This is a genomic window from Chryseobacterium soldanellicola, assembly GCF_900100115.1.
Classification (GTDB): Bacteria; Bacteroidota; Bacteroidia; order Flavobacteriales; family Weeksellaceae; genus Chryseobacterium; species Chryseobacterium soldanellicola.
Window position 1 is genome coordinate 814,920 of sequence record NZ_FNKL01000003.1, and the last position, 13,434, is coordinate 828,353.

Sequence of the window (13,434 nt, forward strand, 5' to 3'; positions counted from 1 at the left end):
TTAGTTTTTATCGTATTCAAAATTTAGTGTTGTTGACCCTGTTGGAGTACTACCACTTGTTGATCTTAAAGTCACATCTCCACTTGGACCTATTGAAACACTCCATGATCCGTTAGTAGAGGATACACTAATACTTTTATAGGAAGTTGGTCTACATAATGTATCCAAAGTTCCGATGAAAACTCCGTTAGACCAATTTGGAGCAGCTCCACCACCAGAATTCGTCAAAGGAAGGCTTAAAATTGCTTTAATATGACCAAAAGAAATTTCTTGAAATGAAGAATAATAAATATCGGCTAGATGAGTAGGCGTGATTGTACAAACATAAGGTGTACAATTAACGTTTGCATTTACATAACTCTGACCATTGGAATTAATATCATTCTGAGCTTTCTGATCTGCATCTGCCTGACTTATTGTGGATGAATACTTTCCTACGAGAACAGTATATACTCCTGAGCCAGGAAGAGTTCCAGGACCACAGTTAGTAGTTGAAAAAGATTGACTTTTTTCATTATTGTAATAAACAGCAGTAGCATAATTGTATTTATATTCCTTACTTGTTTTATTTTCAATATCTTCAACTTTTTCCAATCTGTTTGCCGAGTCATATTTGTAATTCTCTCTAATTCCTGATACTGACGTAATACTTTTAATACCAACAAGTGGGGCATGAGTATAGGTAGATATACTGTAATTTTTTAATTCTGGCTTATTTCTAAAATCTTTAAGTTTTGAAATTAGTTCAGATTCTGTTGTAGAATCAAAATGCAAATCAGATTTTTTAACAATATCTAAATCTAAGTAAGAATTATTGTCATTACTATTCAGACCAAATGCTTGAGCGATTTGAGAATAACTAGCACCTTCAATTTTTGCTATTGGCTGACTTTGTCTATATCCCCAAATAACAGTCACAGGAATGCCATTTTTTGCTGTATATTGTAATAAGTTACCTTTAGAGTCATATTTATCATAAGTAACCTCAGTAGCCATTAAGTTAGATTTTAAATCATAAGCTAATTCAGAACTAGGAAGGATACTCGAAGAATTTTCATATTTAAGTTCTTGTTTAAATAATGTTTTGCCGTTTTTCTTCTTCTCAATTTCAACAGGTGTATTAAGTATGTTAACATCAATTAATTTCTGTACGGCTTTGTCTTTGGCATTTCTGAGGTATTCTTCCACTATATTACCACCAGAAACATTCTTTTTATATATTAATCTTGCATCATCATATGAGAAAAAATTTTCTTCCTTAACAGTCCCATTTGCAAAAGAATCTTCTGTAAGATTAGATTTAACATTATTAAAATACCTTATGATATAATTTGAGGCAGTATAATGAGCTGTATAGAGGTTATCGCTACCATAGGTTGAAAATAATTTCTGGACTTTGAAAGAGTCTTTAATCTGATAATCATATAGATAACTTGTTTTTTTGATTGGAGAAGTTAATCCTTCTTTAAAATAATTTTCAGACAATAATTTTCCTCTGCGTCCATCAAATGATTGGATATATGAATGAGGAAATTTTGTAAATTTTAAAAAATTTTGTGAGGATTGATCGGTGAAAGTATGATCTGATTCCATAAATTTATCAGGAAAATCACTAAAATTAGTATATTTTCGTTCAATATACCCTTTTCCAACTGTTTGTTCAATAATTCTTGAGTAGCCTATAACCGCTCCCGTATTGAAACCTATTCCAGAAGCTATTTCACTTCTAACAGAGTTTGCAGGTGTGGATATAAAATTGATTTGTCCCGATGATTTATTGTCTTCATTTATATATTTATATTTTACTTCCTTACTAACAGCATTTTGAGAATCAAAAAACTTCATCCCGCTTAGTCTTGTACTTCCTAAAATATATTTCTCTCCTTCGTATAGGAAATCATCATTTTCATAATTCAATTCTAATGCTCCTCCTGTTGGATAAGCTATTCTTTGCAACAAACCTAATTTGGAAATAGTAGTTGGCGTTCTATCAACCCCTCCAGTAATGGCATAGGAAACCTGATTTAATAGTTGAAATGGAAATAATTGATCCTTTGGAAGTGTCGGATAAAAATACATTTTAGAGCCTGGGTAATAATTAGGCTCATTTTCATGAAAATTATCTTTAGAAAAAATAAGATTGGAAGAGTTATTATTAAAATAACCTAAAAAATCAACTTTTGAAGAATTCCTTGGCGGAAAATTATTGCCATCATAATAAAATTTATAAGTCCCTAAACCTGAATCTGTCATTGAGTTTAGCTTCAAGCGTTTACAGTCATAATCCCCAGAAGAACAATTGGCAGAATTAAAATAATCATAGCTAAAATCAGTTTGCTTAATAATGTTTCCATTTTTATTTTTCACCTGAATATTTGTCAACCCATTTCCTGGATAATCAATTCGATTAAATGCATATGTAAAATCAATAGTTTCTTGATCAGTTATGATTTTTTTTAATCTTTTTGGAGCCAATAAAGATGTAACCACTCTATTATACTTCATGGCAGGATTAGAATTAGAGTTCATTGTACCCAATTCAAAATTTCCAGCAACGGGATAATTTCCAAAATTTACATATCCTAATGTAGTTAATGCAGGATGCTCATAAGAATTCACATATCCTTCATATTCAAAATTAATCTCTCTTCCTGAAAAAGGATCTTGAATTTTAGTAAGATACCAGTTATTAACTTGAAGTGATTGATGACTTAGTAAATCCTGTGGATATTCTGTTATAACAGAAGATTCAACATTATTAAAGGTATAAATATATCCATTCTCACCAGTGATTTCAAATTTATCTATTTGATAGAAGGAAGTGGCTTTACCTTGACTACCAAATGGATCACTTGCAAAACCACTGCATCCTGTTTTGACAGTTAAAATGGGATTATTATTAAGCTTAGCATTTGAATTAAAAAAATTAGCTTTCAAATGGGTGTCATCTGTTCTTGTTAAATAAAATTTATCACTTAATCCTGGAGCATTAAGATAATAAAAGTCAGGTGTTGAATCTGTCATAATATCATCATTCTCCCAGATCCTATCATTAAGACACATTGGTCCTGTGTTTGCCTGAGCAGTTTCTGTATTTAAAAATCCTTTAGACTGTCTGTGCCAAGCAAGTGATAGCTCAGGCTCAAATGTAGAATTTGTATAATAAGAATAAGTTTCAGTTAAATCATTCATATCATTAACTTTAACTGTTACACTGCCTCCAGCATTTAAATTCCAACCTAAGCCTACCGATGTAGCAATATCTGCAACTTTATTTCCTTTTGTATTATATGAAATGTCAATTGGGATTTTGAGCTTTCCGAAATTAATATTATAAACGGGAACAGAAATGTTGGTTTTTCCAATATAGTCGAGCTCAGGAAAATCAGCATACCTCATAATAGTCGCAACTTCTGGACTAGCAACATTCTGTATTTGCTTTTCCAATGAATTCTGCTGAGATTGATATTTTGTAAAAGCTAAAAGAGAAAGTAAAAGAATTACTTTAAATTTATTTTTTTTCATTGTTGGTTATTTCTTAATCAATTTAGCATTAGCCGTTTTATTTGTATCAGTTTTTATCGTAATCAGATAAGCCCCTTGAATTAAATTCTGGGTATTAATCTTTGTTACCTTATTCTTAGTTTTCAAACTTTGGAGTTGTCTTCCACCAATATCATAAAGAATGATTTCAGCATCTTTAAAGTCAAAACCAATTTCTACATAAGCGTAATCTGACACAGGGTTTGGATAGATTTTAATATCCTGTTTTACGATTAACTGATCAATTTGTTTGTCTCCCAGTTTTACAATTTTCCAGTTCTCTTTTCCAAGTTCCTCGGCGCTCGTTCCTGCTAAAATAATCGAGCCGTCTCTGTTAAGCTTAATATCAGACAATCTCTCTTCCTTCTTTCTGGATTCTCCTTTCACATGTTTTCTCCACTGTTCATTACCGTTTTCATCCAAATAAAGCATCCAGAAAGTTTCATCGTCACTCTCAATCCTTCCTTCTGCCTGAGTATAACCACCGAGTAAAATCCCTTTGGTGAGATTTGCAGCTTCCCCTCCTTTGGAGGGGTTAGGGGAGGATATAACGCTCATTCCCATGAGTATATCCCTGTTTTTGAAGTTGTAAGATTTTTGCCAGATTTCTTCGCCTCTTTCGTTGAGTGAGATCAGCCATAAATCCGTTCCTTCTTCGATTCCAACGGTTTTATTTCCTGATCTTTCAGAGCGACTTTCCCCACCAACTAAAAAGCCGTTTGATGTTAAGGCTAAAGTTCTTAAATGATCGTCTCCTTTTCCACCAAAATTCTTTTCCCATTCCACTTTTCCGTCTTTTGAAAGCTTAATGATCCAGTAATCGCCTTCTCCAAAGTTTTCCGTTTTCTTGGAGCCGTTTGCGCTGCTTCTTGAATACATTCCGAGTAAGGCACCGCCATCTTTTGTGGGAATCATTTTTTCAACCTCATCCAGACCTTTTCCTCCCAATACAATTTGAGAGGCTATGCCTCCGTTTTTATCGAGTTTTATAATTAAAACATCTTTTGAGCCATAACCTTTCGCTGAATTCTGAACATTTCCGGCCACAAAAAATCCTAAATCTGTGGTCTGAATGACAGATCTTGCTTCTTCATCTGAAGTTCCGCCGATTGTTTTCTGCCACATTTCATCTCCAAATTCATTGATTCTGATCAGCCAAATGTCTGATCCACCTTTGGAATCTTCTTTTTTATCTAAAAATTTACCCGAAAATGACGTTCCTGAGATCAAAAATCCTCCTTCCTGAGTATTTACCGTAGCAGAGAGAAAATCATGGTTTTGTCCTGAGAAATATTTCTCCCAGACTTCTTCGCCTTGCCCGTTGAGTTTCACCAAATGGAAATCGTAGCCATTATTTTGCTTACTGCCTGCTGCCTGAAGCTTACTGCTCTGAATCGAGCTTCCTGTGATTAAATATTGCCCGTCAATGGTGGTGGTTACCTGTGAAAGAAAATCCTGTGTATTGGATTTAATATCACGCTGCCAAACCACTTCCTGAGCTGATAGGCTCAAAAATGCGCACATGGTAAGTGCACTCATAGAGAGTTTTTTCATTCCCGTGTTTATGTAGTGTTAATAGTTTATTTTTTTTAAAATCGTGCAAATTTATTATTTTACAGCGAGTTATACGTTCATGTTACAATGATTTAATTCACCTTTTTGCTGTTATTTTTTTATTGTCTTATTATTTTTTTCTTTACTGGCTTTTTATTATCTAATTTTTTATGTTTTTACTCCATTACGCTTTTATATCTTTTACGCAGGCACGTTAATATATACTCTTATACCTGTATCTATTTGCAAATATATTTCTCTAACGCGACAAACCGTGTCGTATTATATTATTTAGATGCTTTTTTATTGTTCTTGGTTGGAATACAAATATAAAAGGCAGATACAATATGTATAACGCAATACCATATTGTAGATTTTTTTTAAGTATAATTTCTATTTTTGTTGTACTAACAATCACAAATAAGTATACCAACCAAAAAAAGTTATTCGACTCATGAAGATGCCCATAGAACTGGAAGATCAATATGTGAAAGAAGTACTTTACAATACTTCCTTAGAAAACCTTCCCTATGAAGAGTGGAAGCCGATTGAAGGTTTTGAAAATTATGCAATTTCCAACTATGGACGCCTGAAAAGCCTGGAACGCCAGTCAACCTCATTATTCGGTAGAGAACGAATGATGCCTGAAAAGGTGATGAAGCTGATTTTTGTGAAAAGATTTAACAAATACCTTCAAACTAGCTTTTACAATGTCCATTGTACCTTATCATCAGAAGGCGAAAAATATAGAAAATCGATTGCGCGTTTAGTTTATTATCATTTTTGTTGAAAAATTTGATTTAAGGGATCGTTCTCTTGCCATTATTTCCAAGGATGGGAACAGCCTGCATGTGCATAGCAGTAACCTACAGAAAATCTCAGCCAGCGAACGGAGACTTATCGTATACCGGATGAACAGGGCGAGAAACCGGGACGTCATTTATCAACAAGCGGTCAGTCAGTACACTATTGAAGGTGAATGGGTCGCTGATTTTAAAAGCATGTATGCCGCCGGGGAAGCGGCCGGTGTATTTCCCGAAAGTATCATGGATGTTATCCATAAGGAGTTCTTAACCGCCGGAGGGTTCCGGTGGTTTTTACAAAGCTGCAAACCCAAAAAAGAAGATTTTATAATCGCTGACAAGGTAGACACTTCAGGAAAACTACTCAATCTTTCTCTTTGGAAAAAGCTGGGGAAGCCTGCCATTGATAAAAAGAATCCGCCTCCGTGTATGAATTTATCGGTTAAAGATCTTCCCGGTGAACACTGGAAACCGATACCGGGCTTTGGAAACCGTTTTGCCATCTCTGATAAAGGAAGGATCAAACGGCTCAGCGGATGGATCTCTTCAGGAAGGAAAATCTTTTTGAGAGAACAGATCCTGTCCCAAATTATGGAAATTAATGGCAATACAAAATATTCTTTGTATTGTATTTTACGACATACGCGAGAAAGCAAACGCGCAACCATTACCAAACTGCTTTATTATTGTTTTGTAGAAGAATTTGATTTAAATGATAATACAATGGTTGTTGTTAATCAAAACGACCCGCTCTGGGATATTGATATTTCAAAACTCAAATTACGTTCTATTTATCGCGTTCTTAAAGGGAAATAAATCCCAAAAATCGGTTGGAGACGATAAAAAACCTATTAGATAGTCATACCTGTAAGAAGTTGATTTTAAAAATAGAATATCAAAATTCTTATATCTTCTTCAAAAATAACCATATATAAAAATCAAGTAGTTATGATTAAATGATACAAATAGGGTACGAATTTATTGTTTGTAATATGATCGTGAAGTAGAGGTTTGACAGAAATATTTTCCCTATTCAGCGATTACTACCACATCAAATTCTTTACACTTTCTTTTTTCCTGAAGATACTCGGCGATATCATATTTTCCGTTACTTTTTTGCCACATATCCAAACCTCTACCTAACATAATTTTCCAACCATTATTCATAACAATATATCTGTCGTGAGCGGATTCTTTGAATTCATAATCAAATTCAATATTCATTTCTCCAAGTGAATCTTTTATTTCTTCAAAGTTTATGATAGAGGTTTCTTTAAAATCATTATCATTCCAGGTTATTAATTTGATGTTTATTGTTTCTGCCTCTTGGTTTTTTTTGTAAATCAATGAGCATAATTCCATGAAATTTTTAAACTGATGGGGCAGTCGTATGTAAGGATCTTGGATAAGAAAATCTTTAGCTCCTTCTAAATAGTGCCCAAATAGTCTCTCGTACGAAACATTGGTTTGATTTTCCCGAATTTGCTTTGAAAAACTAGATAATGTCTTTGTTTCTTCAATAATCGGTTCGGCTGAAGTTACTTCAACAACTTCAATAGTTCGATTTTCTGTTGCTGCCTGCTCAATTTGAGATTCTTGTTTAGGCTCACCATATTCAATTTCTTCCAAAGTCTGCACTTCGAATTTTTCATTTGCTTCGTCAGTATACTCAAAATAGACAGGATCATCATTGAAGGTCTCATCCATTTTAATCAATTGCATTTTAACTCTTTTTCTACATTCTATTGCAAAATCAAGGATGAGTTTTACATCTTCTTTAGACATTTTTAAATCCGGGAAGATAATTTTTACCAAACCTGAAAATGTTTTTTCAATCGCTGTTTTGTCTCTTGTAGTAATAGAATTTGAGAGCGTGAAGTATTGTTGATACAGTTTGCTATGATCTTCTTTTCTCAACGATTTCAGTACTTCTGCAATATAATCTACAATAAAACCAAAGTCGTTGGTGAACAGCTCATTTCTCAATTTAGAAACCTCCCACCCCGGTAAATAAGCGTGGATACGGTCTAGAAATGCGGTATCGTGATAATCTTTAGGAAGCGCATCAAAAAGATGTGTGTGCTTCATCATATACTGAACCGAATGATCTGTATTGCCCACAAAAACCATTGAGGCTTCTGCCTGATAAACATCCGCACCTCGCGAAAAAGACTTGTTGGCCATATAATTCTTCATAATATCAACCAAACCACGATCTACTCTTTTTGTCTTTCCTGCAAATTCATCATAGGCGATTACGTCCCAATACCCCACCAATCCTATGGCTCCGTTGGAATTGTTTACAAACAATTTTGCTTTTGAAACTTCGCCTCCGGAGATTAAAATCCCATGTGGCGATAGTTCTGAAAAAATATGTGATTTCCCTGTTCCTTTGGGACCCAATTCGATCAAATTATAGTTGTTTTCTGTAAAAGGAATCAGCCTGGATAATTGAATAAATTTGGATCTGGTAGAAAACTCCTCAGGATTTAAGCCGATAGACTGCATCAGCAAATCCATCCATTCGTCTGTGGTAAAATGAGCACGTTCTTCTTTATATTCCTGAATGTCTACATGTGAAATTTGGATGGCTTTTACACTTTCCACAATCCAAGGCAATACACCTCTTTCTTCAGAAGCCATATAAGCCATATTTACGAGTGACCAAACGCCTTCGGAAAGCAATTTTGGATTCGCCTTCACGATAGAGTCATTAATGGGAATATTTTTCAGTCCCAGATTACTAAAACGGGCTTCGTATCGGTCTTCTTTATCATTCAGTCTTACCGAAATTTTGTCGATAATTCTGTGTGTTCCTTTTTCTCTGATTTTGGATTTGATGACTTCTGCCTCGTCTCTATGAACAAAGTGATTACTCAAAATTCCTTTGACTTTTTCTATACCAATACTGATGATTTCTTCGTCATTGGTAGAACAGTGTTGGCCTAAAAGATACTCTAAAACATAAGATGGAACAACTGCATTGTCCTTCAGAAATTTGGTAAGATCTTTTCTAACAACCTTTCCTTCAAAATTTGAAATTATTTTTTGATCTAATGCTTTCATAGTGTTTTTTTTAATCGAAGCTGTCTATTTCTTCTAATAAGTTTATTTTGATTGGATCAGACATCAAGGAGTTTAATGAATCATCTTTATCAAATACTTTAATAAATCCATTTTTCATTTTAGAGCCTTTGGTTGTTAACTCTAATCGTACTTCAAAACTTCTCTCGGCTGGAAGTTCGCTGGTTAAATTTAAAACAATTTCTTCCTCGTTTGAAATAATGTGATGGTCAAGGTCATAGACGGCAATCTTAATCACTCGTGATTTAAAGCCTGATCCTATCGGCTCTACCTGCAAAAAGTTTAATTTAATGATACTTGTAGACGCCGATTTCAAGTTGTCAATCCTTTTAAAATTCACTTTTTTGGCCATATTCCTACGATTTCTATATAATTGGAATACCGGAACTATTAGTTCTTGTAATGCAGCACCTCCATGTACAAACTGTTTACCAATATTTCCTTTTTTTCTAAATCTGTTAATGGCTTTTGGAAGGATCACTTGTACATCCGATTTTACATTGGTAGTTGCCGATAAAGGAAATTGATAGATATCCGGAAACTCTTTAGCATCTGTAGTAAGACAAAAACGGGTGTGATCTTTTAAGGTATTTTTTAAAGCAGGTAACTGCTGTGATGTGGCATCGGAAATCTTTTTATAATTGAAGAGAAAACCGTGATCTGCCGTTACCAAGACATTGTAAATATTGAAATTGCCATATAATTTTTTGATTAACGATTTCAATTGCGCAATGCACTGCTCTGCAGATTCAAAAGTATAATATTCTGAACCCTGTTTGTCACCAATGGAATCCATCCAATTATGGTAAACATAAATGGTTTGCTTATCTTTTAAATAATTTCGTCCTTCTTCTGTATTAAACTTCGAAAAAGTAGCGTAATCTATGACTCCTGAATTTTGCTCTGCCAGTTTCAAAATCTGTTCACGATTGGTACTCACCGTTTTAATCCCTGCAATGCTGTAATCAATGGAATCTTCCGAAATAATGGCTTCAATTTTTTGATTAGGTAATAAATTACTCATTCCCAAATTTGTATAAGACGGAATAGACGCCACCATTGCCGAACAGGTGATGTTGTTGTCTGATTCTACGTTTAACTCGTTCATCAATTCAATGCCCAGCTCATAACGGAATGCATCTGAAATAATGATTACTTTTTTATTGGAAATAGGTGCTACAAAGTCTTGGTAAAAATTAAATTGTTTGCTTGTTGTAAGTTTTTCAAAATCGAAATTGATTTCGTCCAGACTTTTTACCCAAGGATTATTTAAGTCAATCAAATATTGATCGTAGGTTTTGTTAAGTTCGGCAAATACATTTTCATAAGCTGGCAACATCTCTTCAGAAAACTGTTGATAAGCGGTAAATGCCAATCTGTAAAAGCTATCTAACTTATACAATTCTTTTTCGTAGCGGTTTAGATAATCTTGAGGTTTGTTAAAAACAAAATCGCTATACCTGCGAATCATCTCAAAGAATCTCGCAGTATACAATATAAAGGTTACTTTTTGTTCATACCCTTCATATTGTTCTATATTATTATGAAATGATGCATATTTTGCGACCACATCAGAAGGTGCGGTTAAAACTTCATTAAGCGAATTATGTAACTGCGATTGAACGATTTTTTTTGTTCTAAAACCATATTCCTGCTCGAAACCGTACAACTTATATATTTTTTCTTCTTGTATGCCCGATCCGAGCTCGTCTAATATGCGGTCAAGATGTACTGATTTATTTTTATCATCTTGCCAGTCTTTAAAGAAATTATTGATTTTTATTTTGGAAGTATCGTCACTTAATTTCAGCGTATGGTATGGATCTCTTTTATCAACATTCACAATAAAATACATCATCATATTGTATTTCAGTTGTAGAAAAAGTGCCTTCAAAGTATCATATCGGATATCTTCTAGAGTTGTATTGAACAGCTGTACGATATTTTGTTTGAGCACTTCATCTAAACCTGCGTCCATCAATAATTGTTGTTTTTTCTCCCAAGCATCTTTTCCTTCCTGCAACAGTTCAAAAATGCGCATAAGATTAAACGCCATATTTCCAGCTTTCTTTTCATCCAAAATAATGGATATGACGGCGGTATATAATCTATTGATTTCAAAAGGCTTGTTGGTAAGTGCCGGCAATAGTTTAGACTGGTTTTTCTTCGCTTTGATCCATTTTTTGACTTTACTTACATTGTCTCTCTGCTGTAGTGGGATATTGTATTGCTGCAACAAATCAGAAATTTCGTCCATTGCCAGAATATTTCCTGTTAATAGTAAATCTGTGAGCGGATAATGGATATATTCTTTTTCTTTTGGCTCCTCATAAGGATGGTATAAAAGTATTTTATCTGTTTTTTCTTTAAACTCTACATCGTACTTTACCGCAAAAAAATTACGGTTTACATATACTACTTTAAAATCAGATTGATTATAGCCCATCAATTCATCTTCGTATTCTTTTTCTGCATCAAATAGGAATAAAATCGGGAATTCAATTTCCGTAAATTTTTTCTTTATTTTTTCTACAATCATTTCAATTCTTTTATTAAGAGCTTATCAATACCTGTCGTTTAACGCATAGACTATAAAATTATTGATTTATGCGTTATTTATCAGTCATTAATTATAGTAATATTTTTTCTAATGTATAAATCATTTTATCCTTGCGCGCTTCATAAAAACTAATGAAACTACTAAAATCAAGGCTTATATTATTGTCTAAATAATTTTCCGTAAAAAATTTAGATAGATCTGGGACATTTTGAAGACCATGCTTATTTTTGCCATTTACCCAATCTTTCAAAGCACTGTTATTTTTTGATTCATTCTTTCTACCTTCTAATAGTTGTAGATTTGGTAATGTATCTTTCAGTTCTAACCACAATTTTCTATCTTCTTCAGTAAGATTTATTAAATCAAAAGCTTCGTCTCTAAACCCAGAATTAGGATGCATGTGATCTTGATGATAATAAATTTCCGAGAATTTATTATTAGGATATAATATGGACAAGATATAAAACGAACTGGCGCTGAGTTTTGTATTCATAAAATCAGCAATATCATCTTTGTTAATTTTCAAAGATTTGTTTGCTGCTAATCTTGCCTCTAGCATCCTTTCTAATGGAAAGATGGTACTTTCCAAATTATAAACATTTCCTTCATTAGATTTTCCTCTCAATACATTTCTTAAAGCACCAATGATTTGATCTCCCTGACCTCCGTAAATATTTTTTAAGTGAGCATAAAGCAGGTACTTATGGATATTATCAACGCTAGTTTTATTTGAATAATTACCGCCTTTAAAAATGAAATAGGCAATTACAATGATTGAATTTTGAGAAGCCAAATTCTCTTTTGAGAAGCCAAAATCAATGAGCAAATCCAAAGTTCGGTTTACCGCATTCTCTATTTCTGACCATTTATTTTTGATCAATTGCACATTGTCAGATTTAAAAGAATTCACCTTAAACAAAACAGGCAAATCGCATAAAACCAAACAAGTTCTCATCAAAAAATCGTTATTAAAACTAAAGCCTTCCCCTTTTTGATTGATATGCTTTAAAAAGTTTTCAATGACATCCCTTCCATCTTCCCAAGTGGCAACAATGGTTGAAAATAATAAATCAGTTTTTGACAGTATCGTTCCACCGCTGTTTACTCGAATAAAAATTTCAAGAATATCCTCTAAATCATCGTTTTTAATATTAAAGTAATTTACAAGTGGCTCATTGAGTCGTTTATGTAAATCACGCAATCCTTTTTTTACGAACCTTTTTTGCTCCTTAAATTTTGCCTTTTGAACATCTGAAATTTTGCCTTCCGTCAGATTGTCAAAAATATCATCAATATCCGGGTCATCATTCCATTTTAAAATATCTCCAACTAAAAACCAGTATATGAATTCTCCTTCTGCACTGGTACTTTGCTTAGATTCAGATTCAGTTAAAAATTTAAATTCAAAATTAAATGCACGATCAAAATCCAGTTCCCCCTTATCATTTTCTATGTAAGGTAAATTCAACAAGTTTAAATATAACTTAGTCTTTGGATAAGCATGATCGCTTTTACGCTTAAAGTTTTTCAATTTTACAGCGTGTGTTCCCTGCAATCCTAGATAAATGGAACTCAAACGCTGTTGGCCATCAAGCACACCCACGATTTCTTCATATAAAAATGAACCGGTTTTTCGCTTATTGTAAGGATTACGCTCATCGTAGGTTTTTAAAAATTCGTAGAAAACATATTCATTTGCTTTATCTTTCTTTAATGTCCAGAAAAGAAAAGAACCAATAGGATAATTCCGCATAATGGAATCAAACAATTTTTCTATTTTCCATCTTGGCCAAACAAATCTTCTTTGAATGGCAGGAAGATAAGCTTTACTGTGTTCTATATCTGTAACTATCTGTTTTATAGACGTATTTTGATAACTCATTTTTTCTT

At 33.4% G+C, this 13,434-nt stretch carries 7 protein-coding genes; 2 read left to right on the forward strand and 5 right to left on the reverse strand.

What is annotated here, in order from left to right; all coding sequences use genetic code 11:
* On the reverse strand, positions 1-3,525 hold the full coding sequence (locus BLT04_RS13215; RefSeq protein WP_089756252.1) for a DUF5977 domain-containing protein: 3,525 nt from the start codon (positions 3,523-3,525) through the stop codon (positions 1-3).
* A gap of 6 nt (positions 3,526-3,531) precedes the next feature.
* On the reverse strand, positions 3,532-5,097 hold the full coding sequence (locus BLT04_RS13220; protein WP_089756253.1) for a T9SS type A sorting domain-containing protein: 1,566 nt from the start codon (positions 5,095-5,097) through the stop codon (positions 3,532-3,534).
* Between the two features lie 454 nt (positions 5,098-5,551).
* Between BLT04_RS13220 and BLT04_RS13225 the strand changes: the two genes are divergently transcribed.
* The gene (locus BLT04_RS13225) at positions 5,552-5,887 is read left to right on the forward strand and encodes an NUMOD4 domain-containing protein (RefSeq protein WP_089756254.1); all 336 of its coding nucleotides are present in this window, start codon (positions 5,552-5,554) and stop codon (positions 5,885-5,887) included.
* 121 nt (positions 5,888-6,008) lie between these two features.
* The gene (locus BLT04_RS13230; protein WP_089756255.1) at positions 6,009-6,716 is read left to right on the forward strand and encodes an NUMOD4 domain-containing protein; all 708 of its coding nucleotides are present in this window, start codon (positions 6,009-6,011) and stop codon (positions 6,714-6,716) included.
* A gap of 213 nt (positions 6,717-6,929) precedes the next feature.
* Here the strand turns inward: BLT04_RS13230 and brxL are convergent, their stop codons facing one another.
* The 3 genes from brxL to BLT04_RS13245 all read right to left on the reverse strand — a co-directional run bounded on the left by brxL (position 6,930) and on the right by BLT04_RS13245 (position 13,426).
* Positions 6,930-8,966 (reverse strand): BREX system Lon protease-like protein BrxL, encoded by a 2,037-nt coding sequence (gene brxL / locus BLT04_RS13235; protein WP_089756256.1) that lies wholly within the window; start codon positions 8,964-8,966, stop codon positions 6,930-6,932.
* A 10-nt stretch (positions 8,967-8,976) separates the two neighbouring features.
* Complete coding sequence (gene pglZ / locus BLT04_RS13240; RefSeq protein ID WP_089756257.1) at positions 8,977-11,523, reverse strand: BREX-1 system phosphatase PglZ type A; 2,547 nt, start codon at positions 11,521-11,523, stop codon at positions 8,977-8,979.
* 91 nt (positions 11,524-11,614) lie between these two features.
* A complete protein-coding gene (locus BLT04_RS13245) occupies positions 11,615-13,426 on the reverse strand; it encodes a DUF262 domain-containing protein (RefSeq protein ID WP_089756258.1) in 1,812 nt (603 codons plus the stop codon).
* Positions 13,427-13,434 lie beyond the last annotated feature (8 nt).